Annotated in this window: 26 protein-coding genes and 1 riboswitch; of the genes, 14 read left to right on the top strand and 12 right to left on the bottom strand. The window is 69.3% G+C overall.

Features of this window, described 5'->3' with window-relative positions:
* Nucleotides 1–70: 70 nt before the first annotated feature.
* The 5 genes from WCE37_RS02045 to WCE37_RS02025 form a co-directional block, all read right to left on the bottom strand.
* Nucleotides 71–742, bottom strand: coding sequence for a DNA-3-methyladenine glycosylase 2 family protein (locus WCE37_RS02045; protein ID WP_343277913.1), 672 nt, complete (start codon nucleotides 740–742; stop codon nucleotides 71–73).
* A 4-nt stretch (nucleotides 743–746) separates the two neighbouring features.
* The gene (locus tag WCE37_RS02040) at nucleotides 747–1,124 is read right to left on the bottom strand and encodes a DUF423 domain-containing protein (RefSeq protein WP_343277912.1); all 378 of its coding nucleotides are present in this window, start codon (nucleotides 1,122–1,124) and stop codon (nucleotides 747–749) included.
* Between the two features lie 80 nt (nucleotides 1,125–1,204).
* Nucleotides 1,205–2,377, bottom strand: coding sequence for an SRPBCC family protein (locus tag WCE37_RS02035; protein WP_343277911.1), 1,173 nt, complete (start codon nucleotides 2,375–2,377; stop codon nucleotides 1,205–1,207).
* Between the two features lie 148 nt (nucleotides 2,378–2,525).
* A complete protein-coding gene (locus WCE37_RS02030; RefSeq protein ID WP_343253610.1) occupies nucleotides 2,526–3,197 on the bottom strand; it encodes a response regulator transcription factor in 672 nt (223 codons plus the stop codon).
* Nucleotides 3,194–4,420 (bottom strand): histidine kinase, encoded by a 1,227-nt coding sequence (locus tag WCE37_RS02025; RefSeq protein ID WP_343277926.1) that lies wholly within the window; start codon nucleotides 4,418–4,420, stop codon nucleotides 3,194–3,196. Before WCE37_RS02025 ends, WCE37_RS02030 begins: the two co-directional genes overlap by 4 nt.
* A 186-nt stretch (nucleotides 4,421–4,606) precedes the next feature.
* On the opposite strand from WCE37_RS02025, the gene WCE37_RS02020 reads away from it, so the two are divergent.
* The 6 genes from WCE37_RS02020 to WCE37_RS01995 all read left to right on the top strand — a co-directional run bounded on the left by WCE37_RS02020 (nucleotide 4,607) and on the right by WCE37_RS01995 (nucleotide 9,652).
* On the top strand, nucleotides 4,607–5,203 hold the full coding sequence (locus WCE37_RS02020; RefSeq protein ID WP_343277910.1) for a GNAT family N-acetyltransferase: 597 nt from the start codon (nucleotides 4,607–4,609) through the stop codon (nucleotides 5,201–5,203).
* Nucleotides 5,203–5,994, top strand: coding sequence for a septum site-determining protein MinC (gene minC, locus WCE37_RS02015; protein ID WP_343277909.1), 792 nt, complete (start codon nucleotides 5,203–5,205; stop codon nucleotides 5,992–5,994). The genes WCE37_RS02020 and minC overlap by 1 nt, the downstream gene beginning before the upstream one ends.
* A 25-nt stretch (nucleotides 5,995–6,019) precedes the next feature.
* Nucleotides 6,020–6,829, top strand: a complete 810-nt coding sequence (gene minD / locus WCE37_RS02010; RefSeq protein ID WP_343277908.1) for a septum site-determining protein MinD — start codon at nucleotides 6,020–6,022, stop codon at nucleotides 6,827–6,829.
* 3 nt (nucleotides 6,830–6,832) lie between these two features.
* On the top strand, nucleotides 6,833–7,096 hold the full coding sequence (gene minE / locus WCE37_RS02005) for a cell division topological specificity factor MinE (protein ID WP_343253614.1): 264 nt from the start codon (nucleotides 6,833–6,835) through the stop codon (nucleotides 7,094–7,096).
* Nucleotides 7,097–7,172: 76 nt separating this feature from the next.
* Nucleotides 7,173–7,592 carry a hypothetical protein gene (locus WCE37_RS02000; RefSeq protein ID WP_343277907.1) on the top strand — a complete coding sequence of 140 codons (420 nt, stop codon included), beginning with the start codon at nucleotides 7,173–7,175 and terminating at the stop codon, nucleotides 7,590–7,592.
* Between the two features lie 83 nt (nucleotides 7,593–7,675).
* Nucleotides 7,676–9,652, top strand: coding sequence for a M2 family metallopeptidase (locus tag WCE37_RS01995; RefSeq protein WP_343277906.1), 1,977 nt, complete (start codon nucleotides 7,676–7,678; stop codon nucleotides 9,650–9,652).
* A 116-nt stretch (nucleotides 9,653–9,768) separates the two neighbouring features.
* On the opposite strand, the gene WCE37_RS01990 is transcribed toward WCE37_RS01995, so the two are convergent.
* Complete coding sequence (locus WCE37_RS01990; protein ID WP_343277905.1) at nucleotides 9,769–11,019, bottom strand: multidrug effflux MFS transporter; 1,251 nt, start codon at nucleotides 11,017–11,019, stop codon at nucleotides 9,769–9,771.
* 225 nt (nucleotides 11,020–11,244) lie between these two features.
* Nucleotides 11,245–11,346, top strand: a riboswitch (glycine riboswitch).
* Nucleotides 11,347–11,392: 46 nt separating this feature from the next.
* Between WCE37_RS01990 and gcvP the strand changes: the two genes are divergently transcribed.
* Nucleotides 11,393–14,281 carry an aminomethyl-transferring glycine dehydrogenase gene (gene gcvP / locus WCE37_RS01985; protein WP_343277904.1) on the top strand — a complete coding sequence of 963 codons (2,889 nt, stop codon included), beginning with the start codon at nucleotides 11,393–11,395 and terminating at the stop codon, nucleotides 14,279–14,281.
* Between the two features lie 54 nt (nucleotides 14,282–14,335).
* On the opposite strand, the gene WCE37_RS01980 is transcribed toward gcvP, so the two are convergent.
* Nucleotides 14,336–14,920 carry an alpha-ketoglutarate-dependent dioxygenase AlkB gene (locus WCE37_RS01980; protein ID WP_343277925.1) on the bottom strand — a complete coding sequence of 195 codons (585 nt, stop codon included), beginning with the start codon at nucleotides 14,918–14,920 and terminating at the stop codon, nucleotides 14,336–14,338.
* A gap of 200 nt (nucleotides 14,921–15,120) precedes the next feature.
* Here WCE37_RS01980 and egtB point away from each other — a divergent pair, with 200 nt between their 5' ends.
* Nucleotides 15,121–16,344, top strand: coding sequence for an ergothioneine biosynthesis protein EgtB (gene egtB / locus WCE37_RS01975; protein WP_343277903.1), 1,224 nt, complete (start codon nucleotides 15,121–15,123; stop codon nucleotides 16,342–16,344).
* The gene (gene egtD, locus WCE37_RS01970) at nucleotides 16,341–17,303 is read left to right on the top strand and encodes an L-histidine N(alpha)-methyltransferase (RefSeq protein WP_343277902.1); all 963 of its coding nucleotides are present in this window, start codon (nucleotides 16,341–16,343) and stop codon (nucleotides 17,301–17,303) included. The genes egtB and egtD overlap by 4 nt, the downstream gene beginning before the upstream one ends.
* Nucleotides 17,304–17,359: 56 nt before the next feature.
* On the opposite strand, the gene WCE37_RS01965 is transcribed toward egtD, so the two are convergent.
* Complete coding sequence (locus WCE37_RS01965; RefSeq protein ID WP_343277901.1) at nucleotides 17,360–17,974, bottom strand: hypothetical protein; 615 nt, start codon at nucleotides 17,972–17,974, stop codon at nucleotides 17,360–17,362.
* Nucleotides 17,975–18,073: 99 nt separating this feature from the next.
* Nucleotides 18,074–18,631, bottom strand: a complete 558-nt coding sequence (locus tag WCE37_RS01960) for a hypothetical protein (protein WP_343277900.1) — start codon at nucleotides 18,629–18,631, stop codon at nucleotides 18,074–18,076.
* A gap of 183 nt (nucleotides 18,632–18,814) precedes the next feature.
* Between WCE37_RS01960 and WCE37_RS01955 the strand changes: the two genes are divergently transcribed.
* The 4 genes from WCE37_RS01955 (at nucleotide 18,815) to WCE37_RS01940 (ending at nucleotide 21,662) form a co-directional block, all read left to right on the top strand.
* On the top strand, nucleotides 18,815–19,369 hold the full coding sequence (locus WCE37_RS01955; protein ID WP_343277899.1) for an NADPH-dependent FMN reductase: 555 nt from the start codon (nucleotides 18,815–18,817) through the stop codon (nucleotides 19,367–19,369).
* A gap of 73 nt (nucleotides 19,370–19,442) precedes the next feature.
* The gene (locus WCE37_RS01950; RefSeq protein ID WP_343253624.1) at nucleotides 19,443–19,664 is read left to right on the top strand and encodes an AbrB/MazE/SpoVT family DNA-binding domain-containing protein; all 222 of its coding nucleotides are present in this window, start codon (nucleotides 19,443–19,445) and stop codon (nucleotides 19,662–19,664) included.
* An 8-nt stretch (nucleotides 19,665–19,672) separates the two neighbouring features.
* The gene (locus tag WCE37_RS01945; protein WP_343277898.1) at nucleotides 19,673–20,101 is read left to right on the top strand and encodes a type II toxin-antitoxin system death-on-curing family toxin; all 429 of its coding nucleotides are present in this window, start codon (nucleotides 19,673–19,675) and stop codon (nucleotides 20,099–20,101) included.
* Between the two features lie 79 nt (nucleotides 20,102–20,180).
* Entirely contained in the window at nucleotides 20,181–21,662 is a 1,482-nt protein-coding gene (locus WCE37_RS01940) for a SulP family inorganic anion transporter (protein WP_343277897.1), read from the top strand.
* On the opposite strand, the gene WCE37_RS01935 is transcribed toward WCE37_RS01940, so the two are convergent.
* Both WCE37_RS01935 and WCE37_RS01930 read right to left on the bottom strand, forming a co-directional pair.
* Entirely contained in the window at nucleotides 21,656–22,015 is a 360-nt protein-coding gene (locus WCE37_RS01935; RefSeq protein ID WP_343277896.1) for an FUSC family protein, read from the bottom strand. The two genes, WCE37_RS01940 and WCE37_RS01935, sit on opposite strands and share 7 nt — an antisense overlap.
* Nucleotides 22,015–22,716, bottom strand: a complete 702-nt coding sequence (locus WCE37_RS01930; protein WP_343277894.1) for a hypothetical protein — start codon at nucleotides 22,714–22,716, stop codon at nucleotides 22,015–22,017. Before WCE37_RS01930 ends, WCE37_RS01935 begins: the two co-directional genes overlap by 1 nt.
* Before the next feature lie 137 nt (nucleotides 22,717–22,853).
* Between WCE37_RS01930 and arsC the strand changes: the two genes are divergently transcribed.
* On the top strand, nucleotides 22,854–23,255 hold the full coding sequence (arsC, locus tag WCE37_RS01925; RefSeq protein WP_343277893.1) for an arsenate reductase (glutaredoxin): 402 nt from the start codon (nucleotides 22,854–22,856) through the stop codon (nucleotides 23,253–23,255).
* A gap of 31 nt (nucleotides 23,256–23,286) precedes the next feature.
* On the opposite strand, the gene WCE37_RS01920 is transcribed toward arsC, so the two are convergent.
* A complete protein-coding gene (locus WCE37_RS01920) occupies nucleotides 23,287–25,386 on the bottom strand; it encodes a TonB-dependent copper receptor (RefSeq protein WP_343277892.1) in 2,100 nt (699 codons plus the stop codon).
* Nucleotides 25,387–25,418: the final 32 nt, after the last annotated feature.

The raw sequence follows: 25,418 nt of genomic DNA, 5'->3' as shown, positions 1-25,418 counted from the left end.
GATCGAAAGGCCTGGAAAAGCGTTTGCCGCGGACGAGTGCGGATTACGCCGATCTGGTTGCACTTCCGCGTCAGCCCTGGGAGCGATTGGTCGGGGTCACGGTGGCGGCGGAGTCGGCGATGCGCCACAGGTACAGGGCGGCATGCGTGCGATACGGGCCCCAGCGCTCGCCCCGGGCCGCGAGTTCGCGCGGCTTCGGCATCTCGTCGCTGCGATCCACCAGCTGGGCACCCTTGCGGATCCCGAGGTCGTCGACCGGCAGCACGTCCGGGCGGCCGAGGCGGAACATCAGCATCATCTCGACCGTCCAGCGGCCGATGCCGCGGATCGGCACCAGTGCCGCGACGATGGCGTCGGCGTCCATCACCGACATCCGCCGCAGGTCGGGGATCTCGCCCCGCGCCTCGCGTGCCGCGAGGTCGCGCAGGGCCAGGGCCTTGTTGCCGGAGACCCCGCAGGCGCGCAGGGTCGCATCGTCGATGCGGCCGAGGGTGTCGCTGTGCAGGCGCGCGCTGCCGATGGCCACCTCGACCCGCCCGACGATCGTCGACGCCGCCTTGCCGCTGAGCTGCTGGAACAGGATCGCCCGCGCCAGCGCATCGACTGGATCGAACGTACGCCGCCACCTCGGATCGGGATCGATCGGACCCAGGCGCCGGATCCAGGTGCCCAGGCGGCGGTCGCGGCGCGCCAGCCAGGCCTCGGCTTCAACGGTGTCGTAACCGCGGGAAAACCGGGGCATCGCCTCAGCGCCGCAGTGCAGCCGCGGCGTGGGCGAGCCAGCCGAGGATCATCAGGCTGCCGCCCGCCGGTGCCAGCCGCGTCGGCAGAGCGAAGAAATGTGCGCCGGCCAGCGAGCCCGCGAACAGCAGCACGCCCAGCAGCAGCGCCCACAGCGCCGCCGTGGCCAGGCTTCCGCGCGCGCGCGGTGCCAGCGCCGCCAGCGCCAGCCCGTGGCCGAAGGCGAACGCGGCGGCCAGGCCGAGGCGCATCCCCGCGTCCGCACCCGCGGCATGCGATGCGTATGCGGCCAGCGCCACCGAGACCGCCGCCAGCAGCGCGCCGGCGGCCGCAAGGGTTCGGAGGCCGGCAGGCGTTGCTCTGGTGAAACCGGCGTTGATCATCGCGCGCTGCTCCGTGAAAGCAGAACGCCGCATCCAGGGATGCGGCGTTCTGCGTGGCAATCGTCATCCAGCCTCGCGGCTCAGCGCTTCAGGTTCCAGAACACCTTGAACCGGCCTTCGGCGGTGAACGCGGCATCGATGCCGTTGAGGTAGTACTCGTACGGCCGGCCGATGGCTTCCTCGCCCTGGGTCAGCGCCCAGGCGCGGGTGGCGTTGCGGGCATTGTCGAGTTCGGCCATGAAGCCCTTGTAGTCGCCGCGGACCACGTACAGCGGCTCGCTGCGGACATAGGTCACCGGGCCCAGCAGCTCGAGCGAATCCTCGTCGATGGCGTCCGATTCGGTCACCGTGAAGGCCGGGGCGGCGGCTGCCTGCTCGCCATCCTCGCCCTCACCCGTGGCCTTGTCGTCCGCGGCGGCCGCGGCATCGTCAGCCGCAGCGCCGGTGCCCTTGCGGCGCACGGCCTGGACGACGTCGAAGGTGTAGGTCGCACTCGCGAACTCGGTGGTCACGATGCGCACCGGACCGATCGGCTCGAGATCGCTCTCGGCCATGGTGCGGTTGATCCACTCGACGTTGTCCTTCATCGCCTTCTTGATGACTTCGTTGTTGCGCTCGATCGCGCCGGCGTTGACCACCAGCAGGTTCTCCGCCGGGATCTCGGCGAACTCGAGGCCGGTCAGCGTCGAACCTTCCACCCGGTAGTCGAAGTTGGGCACCGAGGCCAGCATGTTGGTCAGGCGACCAAGGCCGAGCTTCATGGTGTCGCCGATGTTGCGGCTGACGTACAGGCCCGCGTAGCGACCGAGCAGGTTCCAGCCGTAGTCGACGCTGTAGGCCTGGGTGATCTCGATGTTGCGGCCGCCGCGACCGGTCGGCTTCAGGGTGAAGCTGGTCTGCTTGTTGGAACCGCGCTTGTTGTCCTCGATCCTGTAGGCCACGCGCGCGTCCTGCTCGGACTCGACGATCTCCCAGCTGCCCTTGCCAACGCCGGACACTTCCGAGTCGTAGTCGATGCGGGCGCCGACGCCGGAATCCGGGCCCGAGCGGTTCAGCTTGACCTGGCCCAAGGCAAAGGGATGCCAGTCGTCGAAGCGCTTGAAGCTGTTGAGCGTGTCGAACACGATCGCCGGCTTGCGATTGGTCTCCACGCTTTCGGTCAGGGAGCGGCTGGACGGCAGCAGCACGCCGACGACGATGAACAGCACGGCGACGATCGCCAGGGAAATCAGGAGCTCAAGAAAACGGGTCATTCAGGGTTCTCCGGGACCAGGACCGGCCGAGGCCGGGGCGCAGACCGGCAATCCTAGCAAGATTGCCGCCGACGCCGCGACCTTCGCAGCGCGCTTTTTTCGATATCCGGCTTCGCGGGTGCGCCGTGGCCACCGCGCGTCCGGCGGCTCAGACCAGCTGGAGCTCGAACGCCTTGAGCACCGCACGCGTGCGGTCGCGCACGCCAAGCTTGCTGAGGATGTTGGAGACGTGGTTCTTGATCGTGCCTTCGGCCACGCCCAGCGAGTTGGCGATCTCCTTGTTGGAGAAGCCCGAGGCCATCAGGCGCAGGATCTCGGTCTCGCGATCGGTCAGCGGATCCGGCCGGTCGAGGCTGACGAAATCGTTGCGCATGTGCTCCAGGCCCGACAGCAGGCGCTGGGTGACCGCCGGCTGCACCAGCGAGCCGCCGCCGGCCACCGTACGGATGGCGCCCACCAGCTGCTCCAGCGACACGTCCTTGAGCAGGTAGCCCTTGGCCCCGGCCTTGAGCCCGGCCAGCACCAGCTGGTCGTCGTCGAAGGTGGTGAGGATGATCGTGGGCGGCAGCGTCCCGGCCTGCGACAGCGCCTGCAGCGCCTCGAGGCCCGACATCGCCGGCATGCGCATGTCCATCAGCACGACGTCGGGAGCGACCTGCGGGATCATCTCCACCGCCTGTCGGCCGTCAACGGCCTCGGCCACCACTTCGATCCCGCCATCAAGCGCGAGCAGGGAGCGGATGCCCTGGCGTACCAGGGTCTGGTCATCGACCAGGCACACGCGGATGGCGCGCCGGGGATCGCTGGTACCGGTGGTCATGGAGCCTCCATGGTGATTGGCGGCGCCGCGGGCGGTCCCGCCACGGGCATCGCGATGTCTGGGACGTCGTCGGTGGGCAGCCGCAGGCGCAGGGTGAAGCCCTGCCCCGGGGCGGTCTCGGCGTCGACCTCGCCACCATACGCCGACAGCCGCTCGCGCATGCCGCGCAGGCCGTTGCCGGCAGTGAACCCGTCGGCGCCGCGACCGTCGTCACGGGCCACCAGGTGCACCGCGCCGCGGTCGAGCCGGTATTGCAGTTGCAGCACGTTGGCCTGGGCGTGGCGCACGGCGTTGGTGATGATTTCCTGGGTGCAGCGCAGCAGCACGTGGGCGCGCTCGGGATCTTCCATCGGGAACGGCCGCGGCAGCCGCATTTCGACCTTCAGCCCCGGCACGTTGCCCACCAGCGGCTCCAGCGTGGCGGCCATGTCGATGGTCTCGTTGCCGCGGATCTGGCTGACCGCCTCGCGCACGTCGGACAGCAGCAGCCGCGCCAGGGTGTGCGCCTGACCGACGTGTTCCTGGGCCTTGCCGCTGGTGAGGTGGTTGGCGACCTCCAGGTTCAGGCTGAGCGCGGTCAGGTGGTGCCCCAGCAGGTCGTGCAGCTCGCGCGAGATCCGCGTGCGCTCGTTGACGCGCACGCTTTCCGCCAGCAGGGCCCGGGTCGCGCGCAGCTCTGCATTCAGCCGGCGCTGTTCGTCGCGGGCCTGGGCCTGCTGCCGGGCCACCAGGCCGGTGACGAAGGCGAAACCGGTGAAGCCGACGTACAGGCTGGCCTGCAGGATGGCCTCGCCCCATGAAAAATCGAAGCCGCGAACGTAGACCGGCACGATCACGAATTCGCACAGCACCAGCAGGGCCACGCCCTGCCAGACCGGAAGCAGCCACGGCAGCACGCTGGCCACCACCATCAGCAGGATGCTGCCCAGCCCGCTCTGGCTGTAATAGCTGATCGAGATCGCGCCACCGGCCAGGCCCGCCAGCAGCACCCGGTCCACCGCTCCGACCCGGTGCCGCCCCAGGCCCCGGGTCAGCCAGGCATAGCTGGCGCCGAAAACCGCCCAGGCCAGCCACGCGCGGATGGCGCCGGGGGCAGCCGGCACGGCGAGGCCTTCGCGGTCTGCCTGGGGAATGGTCAGCAGCAGCAGTGGCAGGCCGATCACCGCCCAGGTGAACAGTCCCGCGTAACGCAGCAGCCGGTTGTGGTCGAAGCGCTGGAGCATGGGCTGCATGGTAGGCGCAAGCGCCGCCGGCGCGACGGTCCGGAAGTCATGTCCGCGCCGCGGCCACCCGGGTGTGGCCACGCGATCCCGCCATGCGATAATGGCCGCTGTCGCCGAACGGGCGCCGCTGGCCCATGCGCCGCGCGCGCCACGTTGACGGTCATTGGCCACACCACGGAGTCTGGAATGTCGATTGTCATCCGCGACGTGCGCGAGCACGAGCTGGATTCCGTCCTTGCCCTGAACAATGCCGCCGGTCCGTCGATCCTTCCCCTGGATTCGGCCCGCGTGCGCCATTTCCACGATACTGCCGATTATTTCCGGGTCGCGGAGCGCGACGGCACCCTGGCCGGCTTCCTGATCGGCTTCGGCTCGCGCCGCGGGCACGACAGCAGCAACTTCGACTGGTTCGCCGCGCGCCATCCCGAATTCATGTACATCGACCGCGTGGTGGTCGCCAGCCGCCGCCGCGGTGGCGGCGTCGGCCGCACCATCTATGCCGACGTCCAGGGCTATGCCGAGCTGCGCTACCCGGTGCTGGCCTGCGAAGTCCTGATCGAGCACGACAGCGATCCGGCCCGCATCTTCCACGGCAGCTTCGGCTTCCGCGAGGTCGGCCAGCACGTGATGCCCGACACCGGCATCCGTGCTTCGATGCTGACCAAGGAACTCTGCAGCTACGCCTGGGTCCGCGACACCTACGGCGACAACCTGCCCGACGCCCCCTGGCTGGTGCAGCCGCGGTCCGCCGGCCAGGCCTGCCGCGCGACGGGCACCCGCTGATGGCGGGCAGCGTGGGCGCACCGGCCGCGAACTTCGAACCCGCCGGCGAGCTCAAGATCGGCCAGGTCGGGATCGCCAACCTGCGCATCCGCACCCTCGACATCGAGCGCCTGGCCGCGGAAATGCGCGAGCGCGTCCAGCGCGCGCCCAAGCTGTTCGCCCGCGGCGCGGTCGTGCTCGATTTCGGCGGCCTGGCCGCGCTTCCGGACCCGGCCACCGCGCGTGAGCTGCTCGCCGCCCTGCGCGAGGCCGGGGCGCTGCCCGTGGCTCTGGCCTGGGGCAACAGCGAGAACGAGCAGTTGGCGGCTGAACTCGGCCTGCCGCTGCTGGCGCGGTTCCGCGCCCAGTACGAGCCCCTCGGCGGCCCGGCGCCCGCCGCCGAGCCCGAGCCGGCTCCCCGCCAGCGCGCCGTCCCTGACCGGCCGGAACCGGCCGCGCCGGCGGCGGCGTCCCAGGGCGGCGGCCCCGGCGTGGTCCAGACCACTGCGGTGCGTTCCGGCCAGCAGGTCTACGCCGACAACCGCGACCTCACCGTGCTGGCCGCCGTCGGCGCCGGTGCCGAGGTCATCGCCGACGGTTCGATCCATATCTACGGCGCGCTGCGCGGGCGGGCGCTGGCGGGCGCGCAGGGCAACGCCAAGGCACGTATCTTCTGCCGCGAGTTCCATGCCGAACTCGTGGCAGTCGCCGGACACTACAAAGTGCTGGAAGACATTCCGTCCGACCTGCGCGGCAAGGCCGTGCAGGTGTGGCTGGATGGCGACCAGCTGAAAATAGCAGCGCTCGACTGAGCAGCGCGCACACAGGAGATAGACTTTGGCCGAGATCATCGTAGTCACATCCGGAAAGGGCGGCGTCGGCAAGACAACCAGCAGCGCAAGCCTGGCCTGCGGGCTGGCGCGGCGTGGCAAGAAGGTCGCGGTCATCGACTTCGACGTCGGCCTGCGCAACCTCGACCTGATCATGGGCTGCGAGCGCCGGGTGGTGTACGACTTCGTCAACGTCACCCAGGGCGAGGCCACGCTCAAGCAGGCGATGATCAAGGACAAGCGCTTCGACTCGCTGTTCATCCTCGCGGCGTCGCAGACCCGCGACAAGGACGCGCTGAGCAAGGAAGGCGTGGAGAAGGTGCTCAAGGACCTCGCCGCCGACGGCTTCGACTACATCGTCTGCGACTCGCCGGCGGGCATCGAAAAGGGCGCGTTCCTGGCCATGTACTACGCCGACCAGGCGGTGGTGGTGGTCAACCCGGAAGTCTCCTCGGTGCGCGACTCCGATCGCATCATCGGCCTGCTCGACTCCAAGACCCGCAGGGCCGAGGCCGGCGAGTCGATCAAGTCGCACCTGCTGCTGACCCGCTACAACCCGGCGCGCGTGGAAACCGGGGAAATGCTGTCCATCACCGACGTGGAAGACGTGCTGGGCCTGAAGACCATCGGCGTGATCCCGGAGTCGGGCGACGTGCTCAACGCGTCCAACAAGGGCGAGCCGGTGATCCTGGACATGGAGTCGGACGCCGGCCAGGCCTATGACGACGCCGTCGCGCGCATCACCGGCGAAGAACGCCCGATGCGCTTCACCCAGCTGGAGAAAAAGGGTTTCTTCAGCAAGCTGTTCGGGGGTTGAGGCATGGGCATGTTTGATTTTCTCAAGGTCAAGAAGAACACCGCGTCGATCGCCAAGGAGCGGCTGCGCATCATCGTCGCCCAGGAGCGCGGCTCCCGCGGCGCACCCGACTACCTGCCGCTGCTGCAGCGCGAACTGCTTGAAGTGATCCGCAAGTACGTCAGCGTCGACATCGACGCGGTCAAGGTCGACCTGACCAAGGACGGCGAGCACGACGTACTCGACATCACCGTCGCCCTGACCGACGAACGCGCCGCGGCCGGCTGAGCGCGCCGTGGCGGACACCGCGGCTGTTGTGGGGGCGGCGGGGGTGTTGGTCCTGGGCCAGATTGCATTTACAGAGGTGGCGGGGCTGCTTTCGCGGCATGGGCTGGAGCTGGTGGGCGTCGAGGATGGGGCGCCTATCCCCGGCAGCTACTGGGGCGAGCCGGAGGCCGGAATCATCGGCTCGACCGTGTACGCGCGCGGCGACACACCCGTGCACTCGCTGCTGCACGAAGCCTGCCATCTGATCGTGCTGCCGCCGGAGCGCCGCGCCCGGGTGCATACCGACGCCACCGATTCGGTGCCCGAGGAAGACGCCAGCTGCTACCTGCAGATCCTGCTTGCCGATGCCCTGCCCGGGGTCGGCCGCGACCGGCTGATGGCCGACATGGATGCCTGGGGCTACAGCTTCCGCCTCGGCTCCACCCGCGCCTGGTTCGAGCGTGACGCCGACGATGCCCGCGCCTGGCTCGAGGCCCGTGGCCTGCTGCCGGCCTGAGCCTTCGCCACTTGCGGGGGCTTCACCCGCCCACTAGCCTGCGGGGGTTTCGCGCCGCCAGCAGGCGCCATCGGAGATCCGCCGTGAAGCCACGTACCCGCCTTGCCCTTGCCGTCGCCACCGGGCTGGTCCTCGCCGCCTGCTCGCGGACGCCCTCCACCGCCCCGGGCCCCGACGGCACGCCGTCCCAGGCCCAGCTGGAGAAGGAAACCGCCGACGAGTTCATCGCGCGCGTGAACGACGAACTCACCCAGTTGATGCCGGAGCTGACGGCCTCGCAGTGGGTCGCCTCCACGTACAGCAACGACGACAGCGAACTGCTCGCGTCGAAGGGCAACGAACGCTACCTGGCCCGCACCCAGCAGTGGGTCGAGCAGTCGCGGCGCTTCGAGGGCAAGGAGATGTCGCCGGCCACCGAGCGCGCGATCAGCCTGCTCAAGCTCGGCACATCGATGCCGCCGCCGCGCGACCCCGCAAAGCTGTCCGAGCTGACCCGCCTGGCCAGCAAGATGGAAGGCACCTACGGCCGCGGCGAATACTGCACCGGCGAAGGCGAGGCCCGCTCCTGCCGCCAGCTCGGCGCGCTCGAGGACGTGCTGCGCAACGACCGCGACTACGATGCCCAGCTCGACGCCTGGCAGGGCTGGCACACGGTTTCGATGCCGATGCGCGAGGACTACGTGCGCTTCGCCGAGCTGGTCAACGAGGGCGCGCGCGATCTCGGCTTCGCCGACGCCGGCGAGCTCTGGCGCGCCGGCTACGACATGACCCCGGCCGAGCTCTCCACCGAGACCGACCGGCTCTGGAGCCAGGTCGAGCCGCTGTACGAACAGCTGCACTGCTACGCCCGCACCCGACTGGAAGCCGAGTATCCGGGCCAGGGCTCGATCAACGGCATGCTTCCCGCGCACCTGATGGGCAATATGTGGCAGCAGGACTGGAGCAACCTCTGGTCGCTGCTGGCGCCGTATCCGCAGGCCAGCCAGCTTGACGTCAGCAGCGCCCTCGAGCGCCAGTACCAGGCCACCCTGAACGAGCAGCTGGTGCGCGAGAACGCACTGCTGGAAACCGACCAGCGTGCCGAGATCGCGCACGCCGCGCGCCTGGAACATGCCAAGGCCATGACCCGCCAGGCAGAGGAGTTCTACACCTCGCTGGGCATGCCGGCCCTGCCGGAAAGCTATTGGCAGAAGACCCAGTTCATCAAGCCGCGCGACCGCGACGTGGTCTGCCACGCCAGCGCCTGGCAGATGAACGCCGACGCGACCGACGTGCGCACCAAGATGTGCATCAAGCCCAACGAGGAAGACTTCACCACCATCTACCACGAGCTCGGCCACGTCTATTACTACCTGGCCTATGGCAAGCAGCCGCCGCTGTTCCAGAACGGTGCGCACGACGGCTTCCACGAGGCCATCGGCGACACCATCGAACTGGCGATGACGCCCGGCTACCTGCAGTCGATCGGGCTTGTCGAAGGCCAGGCGCCGGGCGAGGAATCGCTGATCAACGCGCAGATGCGCATGGCGCTGTCCAAGGTCGCCTTCCTGCCCTTCGGCCTGATGATCGACCGCTGGCGCTGGGGCGTGTTCGACGGCTCGATCACCCCGGACAACTACAACAGGTCGTGGTGGGACCTGAAGGCCCGCTACCAGGGCGTCGCCCCGGCCACGCCGCGCGGCGAGGAGTTCTTCGACCCCGGCGCCAAATACCACGTGCCGGGAAATACGCCGTACACGCGCTACTTCCTCTCGCACGTGCTGCAGTTCCAGTTCTACAAGGCGCTGTGCGATGCCGCCGGCCACGACGGCCCGCTGTCTGCGTGCACCTTCGCCGGCAACCCGGCCGCGGGCGAGAAGTTCCAGGCGATGCTGTCCAAGGGCAACAGCCAGCCCTGGCAGCAGACGATGAAGGAGCTCACCGGCGGCGAGACCATGGACGCGGCGGCGGTGCTGGAATATTTCGAGCCGCTGCAGGCCTGGCTCGTGACCCAGAACGAGGGCAAGACCTGCGGCTGGCAGGCCTCGGCACCGGTGGCCACGGCGGCTGCGACCCCCTGAGCGTGATCGACGCCCGCGCATTGCGCGGGCGGGACCGGGCCGTGGGCACCTTGCACACGGCCACGCTCGACTTGCCGATCGGCGACCGCTGAAGCCGCGGCCGCTGGCCGCCGACGTCAGACGTGCTCCGCCGGATCCGGCATCCCCGGCTCGCACTGCCCCGCCGGCAGTCGCCTGGTCCGGTAGCGCTCCAGGCGCCACACCAGCCAGCCCGCGAGCGTGAACGCCGCCCCGGCCAGCGCAAGCGTCAGCATCGAACCACTGACCATCGGCGACAGCAGCCCGGCCACCGCGGCGTTCAGCGCAAGGCTGGTGAAGGCCTGCAGCGACGACGCCGAACCGCGCTGGCGCGGATACATGTCGAGGATCGCCAGAGTCAGCACCGGGAACACCATGGCCACGCCAAAGGCCCCCAGCGCCGCCGGCAGTACGGCCCACGGCACCGCAGGCACGTCCACCAGCAGGCCGTAGGCGACGTTGGCCACCGCGGCCACTCCGCAGCAGGCGAAGCCGATGTTGACCTGCACCGCGTGCGGCATGCGTCCGGCCACGCGGCCGGAGGTGAAGGCACCGAGCATCATCCCGCCGATCATCGGCCCGAAGAACCACACGAAGCTGCGCTCATCGAGCCGCAGCAGGTCGAGCACGAAGGCCGGCGCCGAAGCGATGTACAGGAACAGCGCCGAGAAGTTCAGCGCACCGGCCGCCGCCAGCCGCTGGAAGCGCCGGTTGGTGAAGATCAGCACGTAGTCCGCCAGCATCCGCCGCGGCACCGGGGCGCTGCGGTTCTGCGCGGGATGGGTTTCCGGCAGCCACATCCAGGTCGCCGCCAGCAGCAGCACGCCGAAGCCGACCAGGAACCAGAAAATGTCGTGCCAGTGGCCCCAGCCGAGGATCCAGCCGCCGATCACCGGCGCGATCGCCGGCGCGATGCCGAAGATCATCGACACCTGGCTCATCAGCCGCTGCGCATCGTCGCCGTCGAACAGGTCGCGGATCACCGCACGGCCCACGATCAGGCCCACGCCCGCCGACAGGCCCTGCAGGGCACGGAAGGCCAGCATGGTCGTCAGGTCGTTGGCCAGCGCGCAGCCCACCGAGGCGGCGATGAACACCACCAGCCCGCCAAGGATCACCCGCCTGCGGCCGAAGGCGTCGGACAGCGGGCCATGCACCAGGCTCATCAGCGCATAGGCCACCAGATAGACGCTGATGGTCTGCTGCATGGCCAGCTTGTCGGCGCCCAGCGCCTCGCCGATCACCGGGAACGCGGGAAAGATCGCGTCGATCGAGAACGGGCCGAACATTGACAGACCGGCGAGCAGCAGCGCCAGCCGGCCGGTGGACCTGGGGAAGTGCGGGGGCATGGGCGGGCCGGCGGCAGGCCGACGGGATGAAGGCGGGCCGGCAAGGATACCGGCTCCCCCCGTCCGCTGTAGGAGAGGCTGGCACTGCTCCACGGGAGCTGGCGCTGCCCGCGCAGGCTATAATCCCCGGGCAAGACTCTCCAGCGGGAGAAGCCGTTCCAGTCCACCGGGTCGGCTGCCGAAGGCGCAACGCCCGTAATCGCTCAGGCCCATGTACCGCTGGCGGGGACAAACTCTGGAGAGACCGGTCAAACCCGGCGCCGAAGGTGCATGGGGTGGGCGTCACGCCCGCCTCGAACTCTCAGGCAAAAGGACAGAGGGGCGCCCCGCGTGCACGCACGCGGCCCATCCGCGCCCGCCAGAGTCCATTGCCATGTCAAAGCAGCCCGCTTCCCTCCGCTCGCTCGAGCACCACGATGCATTCGTGGAACGCCACATCGGCCCGAACGAAGACGAGATCGCGCGGATGCTGCGCGTGATCGGCCACGATTCGCTCGATGCGATGACCGACGCCATCGTGCCCGGCTCGATCCGCTCCGGCGACGCGCTCGACCTGCCGCCGCCGATGACCGAGGTCGACGCGCTGGCGAAGATCCGCGCCATCGCCGACCGGAACACCGTCTTCCGCAGTTTCATCGGCCAGGGTTATTACGGCACCCACGTGCCCAACGTCATCCTGCGCAACATCCTCGAGAACCCGGCCTGGTACACGGCCTACACGCCCTACCAGGCGGAAATCTCGCAGGGCCGCATGGAGGCGCTGATCAACTTCCAGACCATGCTCGCCGACCTGACCGGCATGGAGATCGCCAACGCCTCGCTGCTTGACGAGGCCACCGCGGCGGCGGAAGCGATGACGCTCGCCAAGCGCTCGGCGAAGTCGAAGTCCAACGTCTTCTTCGTATCGAAGAACGTGCATCCACAAACGCTGGAAGTACTGCGCACGCGCGCCGGCGGCCTCGGCATCGAGCTGCACGTGGGCGACGATGCGGACGCGGCGACCGTCGACAGCTACGGCGTGCTGCTGCAGTACCCCGACACCTTCGGCCGCATCGGCGACTACCGCGCGGTGGCCGAGGCCGTGCACGCGCGCCAGGGCGTGGTCACCGTGGCCGCCGACCTGCTGGCGCTGACCCTGATCGCCGCACCCGGCGAATGGGGCGCGGACATCGTCATCGGCAACACCCAGCGCTTCGGCGTGCCTTTCGGCTTTGGCGGCCCGCACGCGGGCTACATGGCCTGTCGCGACGCGTTCAAGCGGCAGATCCCGGGGCGCCTGATCGGCGTGTCGGTCGACGTCGAGGGCAATGCCGCCTACCGCCTCACCCTGCAGACCCGCGAGCAGCACATCCGCCGCGAGAAGGCGACCTCCAACATCTGCACCGCGCAGGTGCTGCTGGCGGTAATGGCGAGCATGTACGCCGTCTACCACGGTCCCGAGGGCCTGACCCGCATCGCCCGCCGCGTGCATCGGTTCACCACGATCCTCGCCGCTGCGCTGCGCGATGCCGGCGCCACCGTGGGCGATGACTTCTTCGACACCCTGCACGTCAGCGGCCTCGACGCCGCGGCGGTGCATGCCAAGGCCGGCGCGGCGCGCATCAACCTGCGCGCGATCGACGCCGGCAGCGTCGGCATCAGCCTGGACGAAACCACCACGCGCGATGACGTGGTGGCACTGGCCGCGCTGTTCGGTGCCGTGATCGACGACATCGACGCGCTCGACGCCGGGGCTGCCGACGCATTGCCCGCGGGCCTCGAGCGCACTACCGCGTTCATGACCCACCCGGTGTTCAACACCCACCACAGCGAGCACGAGCTGCTGCGCTACATGCGCGCCCTGGCCGACAAGGATCTGGCCATGGACCGCACGATGATCCCGCTGGGCTCGTGCACCATGAAACTCAACGCCACCGCCGAGATGATCCCGATCACCTGGCCCGAATTCAGCGAGATCCACCCGCTGGCACCGGCCGACCAGACCGCGGGTTACAAGGTGCTGATCGACGGCCTGGAGGCGATGCTGGCCGAGATCACCGGCTACGACGCGGTGAGTTTCCAGCCGAACTCCGGCGCCCAGGGCGAGTTCGCAGGACTGCTCGCGATCCGCGCCTACCTGGCCTCGAAGGGCGAGGGCCACCGCGACATCTGCCTGATCCCGGAGTCCGCGCACGGCACCAACCCGGCCTCGGCGCAGATGGTCGGCATGACCGTGGTCGTGACCCGCTGCGACGCCAACGGCAACGTCGACGTCGAGGACATCCGCGCCAAGGCGGAGAAGTACTCCGACCGCCTGGCCGCGATCATGATCACCTACCCGTCCACGCACGGCGTGTTCGAGGAGGACGTGGTCGAGATCTGCGAAATCGTGCACGCCCACGGCGGCCAGGTGTACACCGACGGCGCCAACATGAACGCGCTCTGCGGCGTCGCGCGTCCCGGCAAGTGGGGCTCAGACGTGAGCCACCTCAACCTGCACAAGACCTTCTGCATCCCGCACGGCGGCGGCGGCCCCGGCGTCGGCCCCTGCGCGGTGAAGTCGCACCTGGCGCCGTTCCTGCCGCGCGCCTTCGGCGGCGAGGGCGAGGTCGGCATGGTCTCCGCCGCGACCCACGGCTCGGCCAGCATCCTGCCGATCAGCTGGATGTACATCGTGTTGATGGGCGCCGAAGGCCTGCGCCGCGCCACCCAGGTCGCGCTGCTCAACGCCAACTACGTCGCCAAGCGCCTGGAACCGCACTACCCGACCCTCTACACCGGCCGCAACGGCCTGGTCGCGCACGAGTGCATCCTCGACCTGCGGCCGCTCAAGGACGCCACCGGCGTTGGCGCCGAGGACGTGGCCAAGCGCCTGATCGACTTCGGCTTCCATGCGCCCACGCTGAGCTTCCCGGTCTCGGGCACGCTGATGGTGGAGCCGACCGAGAGCGAGTCGATGCACGAGCTCGACCGCTTCATCGACGCGATGATCCAGATCCGCGAGGAGATCCGCGCGATCGAGGACGGCCGCCTGGACCGCGAGGACAACCCGCTCAAGCACGCGCCGCACACGGCGGCGCAGGTGTCGGCGAGCGAGTGGACGCACGCGTATCCGCGCGAGCTGGCGGTGTTCCCGCTGCCCAGCCTGCGCCAGCAGAAGTACTGGCCGCCGGTGGCGCGCGTGGACAACGTGCACGGCGACAAGAATGTCTTCTGCAGCTGCATCCCGATCGGCTCTGCCGAGGACGAGCCGGAGGCCTTCAGCGAACCCGACGTCGCCTGAGCCCGGGCGCGCAGCCGCAACCGCCGCGCGCGTGCCGGTCCCGACGCCGCGACGTCACTTCGCGTGCGCCGGTGGGCGCACGCGGAACACCACGCTCATGCGCGGGCCCACGGCCCGCGCGGTCTTCGGAATGCCGTGCTCGTGGCTCAGCTGTGAGGCATGGCTCATCGCCAGCAGGCTGCCGTGCACCAGGTCGATGGCATGGCGCTCGCGCGCGCCATCCTTCGCACGCACGAGCATCCTGCGCGGATCGCCCAGCGACACCAGTGTGATCGGCTGCCCGGGCACGATGGTGTGCAGCTTGTCGTTGTGCATGGCGACGCTGTCACGGCCGTCGCGATAGAGGTTGAGGCCGACCGCGTTGTACGGCGCCGGCACGACGCCGCGCACCTGTTCCAGCATGGTGGCCAGCGGCAGTCCGTCGGGCAGCGCGTCGACCCGCCACGAAGCCAGCAGTCGCGGCACGTCCACGGTCCGGTCGTACATCTGCCGTCGGTGCGAAGACCAGGGCACCCGTGCCTGCAGCGCCTGGAACCATGCATCGGCCTCGCCGGGAGCGGCGAACGCCGGCCAGTAGCGGATGCCGCCTTCGGGGTCATCCACCACCTGCACCGCGCCTGTGTCCGGAAAGAGGTCCATGGCCATGGCACGAGCCTGGCCTTGCGCCCATGAAGCCCGCGTCGCCCGCGGTCCCCTCCTGTCTGCATCCTGGCCGCGACGCCGGCTTTACGCCGGCCGCGACAGGATGGCCGCTCCCGAAGCTGCGGACGCTTGCCTGAATGACGACCCCGCGAGCGGCCTGCCCGGAGACCGCCCGCCGCAGCGGTTATGCTTCGGGCATGGTTTTCGATCTCGCCGCCCGCTATGCGGAAGTGCGCGCCCACACCGTGCTGCTCGCCGCGCCGCTGTCCCCCGAGGACGCGCAGCTGCAGTCGATGCCCGAGGCCAGCCCGGCCAAGTGGCACCTGGCGCACACCAGCTGGTTCTTCTCGCGCTTCGTGCTGGGCGATGCCCCCGGGGCTATGCCGGACGGCTGGGACTATCTCTTCAACAGCTACTACGTCGGCGCCGGCGAGCGCCACGCGCGCGCGCGCCGCGGCCTGGTGTCACGACCGGCCCTGGCCGAGGTGCTGGCCTGGCGCGAGGCCATCGACGCCCGCGTGCTGGAGCGGCTGGCGGCCGGCGGCTTCGAGGCGGACACGTGCGACGTGCTGCTGCTCGGTACCCACCACGAGCAGCAGCACCAGGAGTTGCTGCTCACCGACATCAAGCACGCGCTCTGGTGCAATCCGCTGCAGCCGGCCTACCAGCCGGACTGCATGATCGAACAGGCGCACTCGGCTGCAACCGGACGCGCTGGATCCGCTGGCGCCACCGCGTCATTGCATCGCTCCGCGGGCGCTGACTGGATCGAATGCGACGAGTGCATCGCCGAAGTCGGCGCCGCGCGCTGGCCGGGTGACGGCGCCGGCTTCGCCTACGACAACGAAACGCCGCGGCACAGGGTGCTGGTCCCGGCCCACGCCATGGCCACGCATCCTGTGACCAACGCCGAGTACGCCGCCTTCGTCGCCGACGGCGGCTATGACACCGCGTCGCTGTGGCTGAGCGACGGCTGGGACCTCGCGCAGCGGCAAGGCTGGCGACGCCCGATGTATTGGCACGCCGACGGCGTGCGCGAGTTCACCCTGGCCGGATGGAGGGCGCGCGATCCCGATGCGGCGGTGCGCCACCTCAGCCACTACGAAGCCGACGCCTTCGCCCGCTGGGCCGGCGCGCGCCTGCCGACCGAGGCCGAGTGGGAAGTCGCGGCACCCGACCTTGCCGGCACCGGCCAGGCTTGGGAGTGGACGTCCAGCGCGTACGCGCCCTACCCCGGCTTCCGCCCGCTCGCGGGCACCCTGGGTGAATACAACGGCAAGTTCATGAGCGGCCAGCTGGTGCTCCGCGGCGGCAGCTGCGCCACGCCGCCGGGACATGCCCGCCCGACCTACCGCAACTTCTTCGCACCGCCCGCGCGCTGGCAGTTCTCCGGCCTGCGCCTTGCAAAGGATCCTGCTTGAGCAATGACCTGACGATCACCGACCTGCACCCCAGCGTCGACGACATCACCGGCGACGTGCTGCGCGGCCTGTCGGCCACCCCGAAGCACCTGCCGTCGAAATATTTCTACGACCAGCGCGGATCCGAACTCTTCGAGGCCATCACCCGCCAGCCGGAGTACTACCCGACGCGCGTGGAGCTGGCCCTGCTTGCGGACTGCGGCCCGCGGATCGCCGCCGCGGTCGGCCCGCGCGCGCACGTGGTCGAGTACGGCAGCGGCAGCGGCCGCAAGACCCGCCTGCTGCTGGACGCACTCGAAGACCCTGTGGCCTATACGCCGATCGAGATCTCGCGCTCTGCGCTGACCGCCAGCGCGGAGCGCCTGGACCGCGAGTTCGGCGACGTCGAAGTACTGCCGGTGCTGGCCGATTTCACCCAGGCGGTTCCCTTGCCCACGCCCTCGCGCAGGGCCGACTCGGCGCTGGTGTTCTTCCCGGGCTCCACGCTCGGAAACTTCAGCCGCGAGGAATCGGTGCGCCTGCTGGCCGCGATGCGCGACACCATGGGCGGCAGCGGCGCGGCCCTCATCGGCCTGGACCTGGAGAAGGATCCGGCCATCGTCGAAGCCGCGTACAACGATGCCGCGGGAATCACCGCGGAGTTCACGCTCAACCTGCTGCGCCGCCTCAACCGCGACCTCGGCAGCGACTTCGACCTCGCAGGCTTCGCCCACCGCGCACGCTATGTGCAGCCCGAAGGCCGGATCGTGACCACCCTGGAAAGCCTGCGCGACCAGGTCGTGACCGTGGAGCAGCAGCAGTTCGCGTTTGCACGGGGGGAATCGATGCAGGTCGAACAGAGCCAGAAATACACCGACGCCCGCATCGGCGCGCTGGCGTCCGAGGCGGGGTTGCGCGTGGTCGATGGCTGGAACGATGCCTGCGACTGGTTCGGGCTGCGCCTGCTGCGCCGGGCCTGACCCGCCTCCGGCGCGCGCGCGACTGCCGATAGTCGACGGCCGCGCGCCGGCACGTGCTAGTGCTTGCGCATGCCGTCGCGGGCGTTCTCCGCGCGCGCCGCGCCGATCGCGGTCTCGACCTTCTTCACCTCTTCCGGCGGCGGCAGCACCGCCGGCAGGCCAAGCGACTGCAGCCACAGCTCCCGACCCCATCCCTTGGTGTGGTACAGGTGGTGGTCTTCCTGCTGCTCGACCTCCTCGTACGCGGCCTTGAGCACCTTGCCGACATCGCCGGTGGCCTTCTTCGAGACGTAGCCGACCAGCTCCCAGTTGAGATGGTCCTTGGTCTCGGCCAGGACCACGCACTCCGCGGCGACAAGTTCGGCGGCCACCGGATCACCCGCCGCCTGCGCCATCTCCATCGCCTTCACCAGCGACTTGCCGTGGTGGGCCACGACCTCGCGGCCCGGCGTGCGGACGCCGGGATCCAGCCCCAGCTGCTCGAACACGCCCAGCAGCACCTCCTGGTGGTGCCGGGTTTCCTCGAGGTAGTCGTTCCACTCCTTGCGCAGGTCGTCATTGACCGCGCACTCGATCGCCTTCAGGTAGACCTGCTCGCCGCCGAGCTCGGTCTCGATGCCCTGGTACAGCAGCTCGTGCAGCTGCGCCTCGTCATAGCTTCCGCGTGCCATGTCGCCTTCCTCCTCGGGTGGGGAGGCATACCTTCCGGCCGCGGGCGTCGCGGCGCGGTGAAGCGGCAAGGCTCCCGGCGAAGGCGCCGGGGCCCGGGCTCAGGACGCCGCGACCGGCCGTTTCCGGGGCACGGCGTCGAACGGGAGCATGATCCTGGCGTCCTTGAAATACATCATCCGCAGCTGCCGCCCGCGCGGCGACCAGCCGATGAAGTGCGCCTTCGCCTCGGCCTCGTACATGTCCTGGTAGCGCACGGCCATGTCGTCGTTCTGCAGTTCGATCATCACCCCCACCGACTCCGGCTTCGGCAGCGAGGCGTTGTAGGCCTCCAGCGTGTCGCGGATGGCATTGAGGAAGGGCATGGTCTGCTTCAATCCGCGCGCGCCGACGTCGAAGAACTGCCGGTAGAGATAGGTCGGCTGGCCGAAGGACGGAACGATACCCAGCACCGCGGTGCCGACGCCCCAGATCCGGCCTTCATCATCGCGGCCCACGGCCACCGCCTGCTGCGCGCGCTCGGCGGCCCTGGTCGGATCAGGCAGCGCACTGTTGCGCGCCCACATGGCGATGAGTTCCGACGACAGTTCCGGCGTCACCTTTTTCCAGACCGGCACGATCTCCATGCTCACCTGCCCACCGCGCTGCGCTGCGTGCAATCGATCATCAATCCTCTCCTCCCCGGTGTCGTCCGATCATGGCGCATGCGGTGGCGACCACGCAACGCGGTCGCCCCACTGGCGCGGCAGCGTGGCGCGCAGATGCGTGGCGAAGGCGCGGCAACGGGCTGTTAACGGCAGCGGCTTGATGATGGAGGTCCCCCGGAAACGCGGAGCCATCCCATGGCCGACCTCAAGATCGCGGTGCTCGTTGGCAGCATCCGCAAGGACTCACTGAACCGCTCGCTCGCGCAGGCGCTGGAAAAACTGCTGCCGGCAGGCGTGAGCTTCGAATACGCGCGCATCGACGATCTGCCGCCCTACAACCAGGACGAGGACGACAATCAGCCGGCGCCGGCGAAACGGCTCAAGGCGCTGATCTCCGAAGCCGACGGGGTGCTGTTCGTGACCCCCGAATACAACCGCTCGGTGCCTGGCGTGCTCAAGAACGCCATCGACCACGCCTCACGGCCGTATGGCCAGAGCGCGTTCGGCGGCAAGGCGGCGGGCATCGTCGGCATCTCCATCGGTGCCATCGGCACCGCCTGCGCGCAGCAGCACCTGCGCGCCATCGTCGGCTATCTCGACATGCCGACATATGGCCAGCCGGAAGTCTTCCTGCAGGCCAAGGACGGGCTGTTCGAAGCCGATGGCAGCGTCGGCGAGGCCAGCCGCGGCTTCCTGCAGGGCTGGGTGGACGGCTATGTGGCCTGGGTGAAGAAGCACTCGGGGAACTGACACCGAGCTTCGGGATTTGTCCGGCGGTCCCGGGCGGCATAACATTGGTTATAACCGCCCCAGAGTATCGGTCATGAAGCTCAAGATCACCACCATCGGCAATTCCTCCGGGGTCATCCTGCCCAAGGATCTGCTCGCACGCCTGCGCCTGCAGAAGGGCGACGAACTTTTCGCGCTGGAGACGCCCGACGGCATCAGGCTGACCGTGTTCGATCCGACGCTGGCCGAGCAGATGGAGGTCGCGGAGCAGGTCATGCGCGATCGCCGTGCATTGCTCAACAAGCTCGCGCAGTAGTGGCGGCCATGATCACGTGGATCGGGAAGCCGTTTACACTTGCCATCCACGACCGCCAGCTGAGCGAGCACGGCGGCAGCGGCGGTGTGCGTGACGAAAGCCTGCTGGACTCCGCCCTCGCCCGTCCGCAGCAGCTGTACGCGAACGGCGACCCTTCGCCGGACCTTGCCGATCTCGCCGCGAGCCTGGCGTTTGGCCTGGCGCGCAACCATCCTTTCATTGACGGCAACAGGCGCACTGCGGCCGTAGCCTGCGAAGTGTTCATCGTGCTCAATGGCGGCTCGCTGCAGGCCGAAGACCTCGAGTTGTACCCGGTCTGTCTCGGCCTTGCCGAAGGCAGTCTCCCCGAAGCCGGTTTCGCCGCGTGGCTGCGCGACCGCATCCAGCACGAGGCCGGCATTGACATACACGAGCCCGGCGCGCACCACGCACGCTGAACTGCACCCCGCCGCTCAGGCCAACCCCACCTCCCACCATTGCAGTGCGCGTCGCCGCCGACGCCCACGGAGCCGCTCCATGTCCGTCATCTATCCGCCGCTGCGCGAGCAGTGGTTCGGCAACATCCGCGGCGATGTCCTGTCCGGCGTGCTGGTCGCGCTGGCGCTGATCCCCGAGGCCATCGCGTTCTCGATCATCGCCGGCGTCGATCCCAGGGTCGGCCTGTACGCCTCGTTCTGCATCGCGGTGGTCACGGCAGTGGCCGGTGGCCGTCCGGGCATGATCTCGGCCGCCACCGGCGCAATGGCGCTGGTGATGGTCGACCTGGTGCGCGACCACGGGCTGCAGTACCTGCTGGCGGCGACCATCCTGGCCGGCGTGCTGCAGCTCCTCGCGGCGGCACTGCGCTTGAACACGCTGATGCGATTCGTGTCGCGTTCGGTGGTGATCGGCTTCGTCAACGCGCTGGCGATCCTGATCTTCATGGCGCAGCTGCCGGAGCTGATCGGCATGCCGCTGACGGTGTACATCGTGTGCGCGGTCGGGCTGGCGATCATCTACCTGCTGCCGCTGGTCACCAGAGCCGTGCCATCGCCGCTGGTGGCAATCATCCTGCTCACCGCGCTCAGCCTCTGGCTGGGCCTGGACATCCGCACCGTGGGTGACATGGGCGAGCTGCCGGATGCGCTGCCGACGTTCCTGTTCCCGGACATTCCTTGGACGCTGGACACGCTGTGGGTCCTGCTGCCGGTGTCGGCCACGCTGGCCGTGGTCGGCCTGCTGGAGTCGTTGATGACCGCGCAGATCGTCGAGGACATGACCGACACGCCCACCAACCGCCGTCGCGAATGTGCCGGCCAGGGTTCGGCGAACATCGTCGCCGGCCTGTTTGGCGGCATGGCCGGCTGCGCGATGATCGGCCAGTCGGTGATCAACGTCAGCTCCGGGGGCCGCGGCCGGCTGTCGTGCATGGTCGCAGGCGTGGTCCTGCTGCTGCTCGTGGTCTACGCATCGGACTGGGTATCGATGATCCCGATGGCGGCGCTGGTGGCGGTGATGATCATGGTCAGCATCGGCACCTTCCACTGGAAGAGCTTCCGCGAGCTGAAGACCCACCCGAAGAGCGCCAACCTGATCATGTTCGGCACCGTGGTGGTCACCGTCGCCACCCACGACCTGGCCAAGGGCGTGCTGGCCGGCGTACTGCTCACCGCGCTGTCGTTCACGCGCCGGGTGAGCTCGATGCTGCAGGTCGAACACCACGATGGCGACGATGGCAGCCGCAGCTACCGCGTGACGGGCCAGGTGTTCTTCGCCTCCGCAGTGCAGTTCGCCAACAGCTTCGATTACCTGCATACGCCCGGGAAGGTGCTGATCGACGTGCGCGATGCGCATTTCTGGGACACCAGCGCGGTCGGCGCCCTGGACCGCGTGGTGCTGAAGCTGCGCAAGCATGGCGCGACGGTGGACGTGGTCGGGCTGAACCTGGCGAGCCAGTCACTGGTCGATCGCCTGGGCACGCACGGTGACGACGCTCCGGCCCCGTCGATGGGTCAATAGGAGACGCTGACCGGACCCCGATCAGCGCTGCGGGTCAATCCCGCATCGGCGCCGGGCTCACGCGCCAGGCATTCCTGCAGGCTGCGCAGCTCGCGTTCCAGCAGCGGCGGCTGCGCGCCCAGCGGGCCGGGTGTCGTGCGCGCCGCGGCCGGACGCGCTGGCAGCAGGCGGAACACCAGCAAGGCGATGGCGCAGCCGATCGCGGTATCGACGCCGCGCGCCAGCACGAAGGGCCCGGGTGCCTCGATCAGTTGGCCGCCCGAAGCCAGCAGCAGGGCCGCGCTGGTGATGAACACCACCGCCAGCGCGTAGTTGCGCACGACCAGCATTTCGACCACGAACTGCAGCGCCATCAGGCCTGGCGGCGCTGGTGTCGGGCTGGAGTGGGCAGTCCGCGCACTTCTTCGGTGATCGCGGCCGGCGGCGCTTTGCCGCGGGCGGCAGCGGCCATGGCATCGGCAAACAGCAGGTGCATGCGGCGATTGACCGCGCGCAGCGCGGTCAGGCGGCCGGGAGCCGCGCGCTTGGGCTGATAGCTGACCAGGGTGTTCCAGGTCGCGTGCAGGGTGCGCGCGGCGGCATGGCGTGCGCGATCCTGCCCCGGCGTGCCCGCGGCCGCGACGAAGGCGGCCACGGCATCGCCGGCACGCAGCACCGCTGATTTTTCAGGGCCGCGCGCGTCCGACAGCGCGCCCAACATGTGCACGCACCAGGCAAAGGCGCCGCCGCAAAGCACCAGCAGCGCCGCCGCCAGCGGGCCGCCCTCCGGGGCCGGCATGCCGCTGGCCGCGGCGCAGGCCAGCAGGAACATGTACGCCCCCGGCGGGCCGATCTGGAAGGCGTTGCCCATCCAGGTGACGACCATGGCCATCACCGCCACCACCGGCACCACCACGATCCAGCCCAGTGCCGCGGCGGCCATGCCGATGCCCACCGCCGCCGCGAACGCCAGCGCGATCAGGGCCAGCTCGCGCGCACGGTTGAGATAGGGACGATCACTGCCGTAGAGCGCGGTGAAGCCACCGGTGGCGGCCAGCATGCCCGCGGCGCACATCGAACATGCCGCGCATCTGCTGGCGCAGGCCGGGCGGCGGATTGGAAGGCGCGGCGGACACGCCCTGATTGTAGGCGCGCACGGTGCCAGGCCTTCCCCGCACCGCTACAGTGGAGCGCCCCCCAGCGAGGCCCACCATGCACGCCACGATCTATCACAACCCGCGCTGCGGGACGTCACGCAACACGCTGGCACTGATCCGCCATGCCGGCATCGAGCCCGAGGTCATCGAATACCTGGAGGACACGCCGTCGCGCGACGAGCTGGTCGCGCTGATTCGCGACGCCGGTATCGGCGTTCGCGATGCCATCCGCGCGAAGGAAGCGAAGTACACCGAGCTCGGCCTGGACGACCCGTCCCTGCCCGAAGACGCGCTGCTCGACGCCATGCTCGCCGAGCCGGTGCTGATCAACCGGCCCTTCGTGCGCACCGGCCTCGGGGTGCGGCTGGCGCGTCCGTCGGAAAGGGTGCTCGAGATCCTGCCGCAGATCAGCACCCCGTTCACCAAAGAGGACGGCGGCGTGGTCCCGCCGAAGTAGCGGCACCACGCTGCCCCGCGACGGCGACTCGTCAGTAGGTGTAGCCCACCCGCAGCCAGAGCGTCCGGCCCGGCTCGTTGATCCGCACCGCATCGGCCGGATAGCCGAAGTCGGCGTTTCCGGCGAGGTTGAGGTGCTCGCTGTAGGCGCGGTCGAACAGGTTGTCGACGCCGGCGGTCAGCTGCACGCCGCTTGCGAAGCGGTAGCCGGCGTTGAGCGCGAGCGTGGCGAAGCCGGCGCTGGGACCGATGTCCTGGCCGACCACGTTGCCATAGCCCTCGGCGACGCGGTTCTGTCCGTCGACCAGCCTGACCAGGGCACCGGCCGACCAGGTGCCGTTGTTCCAGTCGGCGCTCAAGCGGCCCTCCAGCGGCGGCATCTGCGGCAGCGGACGGCCGCTGTCGCGGTCCTTGCCGCGGGCATAGGCCAGGCTGGCGCCGAGCTTCCAGTCCTCGTTCGCGCGGTACTCGCCGCCAAGCTCGGCGCCGCTGGTCCGAGCGTCGATGTTCGACACCCTGGACATCGGACCCGTCATTGCGTCCATGTAGTGGAACTGGATGAAGTCATCGACGCGGCCGGCGTAGGCCGAGATCCAGGCGTCGAAGCGCGTGCCGCTGTACTGCAGGCCGACGTCCAGCTGGGTGGTCTTCTCGGTGTCGAGGCCGGCGAAGGCGTTGGCAAAGCCCATCGGGCCCATGTCCGCGGAGAACAGCTCCCAGTAGTCGGGCATGCGCTCGGTATGGCCGATGCCGGCGTACCAGCTGAGCGACTTGCCGACGTCGCGTTCGAAGCGGACGAAGCCGGCCTTCAGCGTCTCTTCGCGCGACTGGCCCGCGGTCGGATTGGGCATCGCCGGGCTGCCGTGGCCACCGGCCACCGTCATCCGCCCGTCCTCGGCACCCGCGCGGTCCACGCGCGCGCCGGCGATCCAGCGGCTGTCGTCGCCCTGGAACCAGGTGCCTTCGGCGAACAGGCCGAGGTTGTCGAAGCGCGCGTCCACCGTCCATGGCATGGCCAGATAGGCGTTGCGGCCCATGCCGGCGCGACGGCGGTGGCGGCTGTCCTGGGCGTCGATGCCGGTGACGAGCTCGAACGCGGCGCCGCGCCAGGTCGCCGCGGCGCGCCCGCCGCTGGTGCTGCGCTCGACGTTGGACGCCATCGGCATGGGCATCGAACCGTTCGGGTTCGGGTCGCGCAGGCTGTAGTTGTCCATCACGTGGTCGGCGACGTTGTGGTAGACGCTGGCCTCGAATTCCTGCAGCGCACCGAACCCGATGTTCGCTTTCTCCAGGCGCAGGCTGTAGTTGCTGCGGTCGAAGCTGCTGCCATCCATGCCGCGGGTGGCATACCGCGCCTGGCCGTCGCCGATGCCCACGCCGAGTTCGAGCAGGGTGTCCTCGTCGGGCGTCCAGCCGAGCGCGAAGTCGGCGTTCCACTTCTTCCACGCCGAACCGACGCGGTCGCCGTTGCCGTCGTCGTAATCACCTGATTCGGAGCGGTTGGCGCTCACGCGTGCGTAGCCGAGCGGCATGCCGTAGCTCGCGTCGACCACCTGGTCGTTGCGGCCCCAGCTGCCGGCCAGCGCGCTGCCGGCAAGTTTCCAGGTGGGCTCGCCGTAAAACTCGCGGTCACGCTCGAAGCGCACCGTGCCGGCCGACGCGCCCGGGCCCCAGAGCACGGTCTGCGGCCCCTTGGTGACCACCAGCGCGTCATAGGTTTCGGGCGCGATGTAGGACATCGCGTTGTCCATGCGCGAAGGGCAGGCACCGGGCATGGCACCGTCGTTGGTCAGCAGGTTCAGGCGCGAGCCGAACATGCCGCGCAGCACCGGATCACCGTTGCTGCCGCCGTTGCGGACGCTGCTGAAGCCGGGAATGGTTTTGAGGTAGTCGGCGCCATCACTGGCCGGCACCGGCTGGCGCGGAAGCTTCGGGCTGGTTTCCCAGGTAAGCGCGGACACCGGCGCGGCGGCCGTGACCACCAGCGCTTCGAAATCCACCGTGCGCGTTGCGTCCGACGTGGTGTCGGGCGCGGCGGCCTCCAGTGCAAGCGCGACGGGGCTGGCAAGCGCGGCGGCAATCGCCAGGCACAGGCAGGACGAACGGATCACCGGGCAAAAGGGGATCGACATGGCGTGACTCCATGGAGCGGAATGCGATGGGG

The sequence above is a fragment of the Luteimonas sp. MJ250 genome (assembly GCF_039548455.1).
Classification (GTDB): Bacteria; Pseudomonadota; Gammaproteobacteria; order Xanthomonadales; family Xanthomonadaceae; genus Luteimonas.
Note: the sequence above shows the minus strand (reverse complement) of the source record. Positions and strands in the feature narration are given on the sequence as shown.

What these genes read in the sequence shown, in the direction of transcription:
- WCE37_RS02045 (WP_343277913.1), bottom strand. Translation starts at nt 742, where the DNA reads ATGCCCCGGTTTTCCCGCGGTTACGACACCGTTGAAGCCGAGGCCTGG.
- WCE37_RS02040 (WP_343277912.1), bottom strand. Translation starts at nt 1,124, where the DNA reads ATGATCAACGCCGGTTTCACCAGAGCAACGCCTGCCGGCCTCCGAACC.
- WCE37_RS02035 (WP_343277911.1), bottom strand. Translation starts at nt 2,377, where the DNA reads ATGACCCGTTTTCTTGAGCTCCTGATTTCCCTGGCGATCGTCGCCGTG.
- WCE37_RS02030 (WP_343253610.1), bottom strand. Translation starts at nt 3,197, where the DNA reads ATGACCACCGGTACCAGCGATCCCCGGCGCGCCATCCGCGTGTGCCTG.
- WCE37_RS02025 (WP_343277926.1), bottom strand. Translation starts at nt 4,420, where the DNA reads ATGCTCCAGCGCTTCGACCACAACCGGCTGCTGCGTTACGCGGGACTG.
- WCE37_RS02020 (WP_343277910.1), top strand. Translation starts at nt 4,607, where the DNA reads ATGTCGATTGTCATCCGCGACGTGCGCGAGCACGAGCTGGATTCCGTC.
- minC (WP_343277909.1), top strand. Translation starts at nt 5,203, where the DNA reads ATGGCGGGCAGCGTGGGCGCACCGGCCGCGAACTTCGAACCCGCCGGC.
- minE (WP_343253614.1), top strand. Translation starts at nt 6,833, where the DNA reads ATGGGCATGTTTGATTTTCTCAAGGTCAAGAAGAACACCGCGTCGATC.
- WCE37_RS01990 (WP_343277905.1), bottom strand. Translation starts at nt 11,019, where the DNA reads ATGCCCCCGCACTTCCCCAGGTCCACCGGCCGGCTGGCGCTGCTGCTC.
- gcvP (WP_343277904.1), top strand. Translation starts at nt 11,393, where the DNA reads ATGTCAAAGCAGCCCGCTTCCCTCCGCTCGCTCGAGCACCACGATGCA.
- WCE37_RS01980 (WP_343277925.1), bottom strand. Translation starts at nt 14,920, where the DNA reads ATGGACCTCTTTCCGGACACAGGCGCGGTGCAGGTGGTGGATGACCCC.
- egtB (WP_343277903.1), top strand. Translation starts at nt 15,121, where the DNA reads ATGGTTTTCGATCTCGCCGCCCGCTATGCGGAAGTGCGCGCCCACACC.
- WCE37_RS01965 (WP_343277901.1), bottom strand. Translation starts at nt 17,974, where the DNA reads ATGGCACGCGGAAGCTATGACGAGGCGCAGCTGCACGAGCTGCTGTAC.
- WCE37_RS01955 (WP_343277899.1), top strand. Translation starts at nt 18,815, where the DNA reads ATGGCCGACCTCAAGATCGCGGTGCTCGTTGGCAGCATCCGCAAGGAC.
- WCE37_RS01950 (WP_343253624.1), top strand. Translation starts at nt 19,443, where the DNA reads ATGAAGCTCAAGATCACCACCATCGGCAATTCCTCCGGGGTCATCCTG.
- WCE37_RS01945 (WP_343277898.1), top strand. Translation starts at nt 19,673, where the DNA reads ATGATCACGTGGATCGGGAAGCCGTTTACACTTGCCATCCACGACCGC.
- WCE37_RS01940 (WP_343277897.1), top strand. Translation starts at nt 20,181, where the DNA reads ATGTCCGTCATCTATCCGCCGCTGCGCGAGCAGTGGTTCGGCAACATC.
- WCE37_RS01935 (WP_343277896.1), bottom strand. Translation starts at nt 22,015, where the DNA reads ATGGCGCTGCAGTTCGTGGTCGAAATGCTGGTCGTGCGCAACTACGCG.
- WCE37_RS01930 (WP_343277894.1), bottom strand. Translation starts at nt 22,716, where the DNA reads ATGTGCGCCGCGGGCATGCTGGCCGCCACCGGTGGCTTCACCGCGCTC.
- arsC (WP_343277893.1), top strand. Translation starts at nt 22,854, where the DNA reads ATGCACGCCACGATCTATCACAACCCGCGCTGCGGGACGTCACGCAAC.
- WCE37_RS01920 (WP_343277892.1), bottom strand. Translation starts at nt 25,386, where the DNA reads ATGTCGATCCCCTTTTGCCCGGTGATCCGTTCGTCCTGCCTGTGCCTG.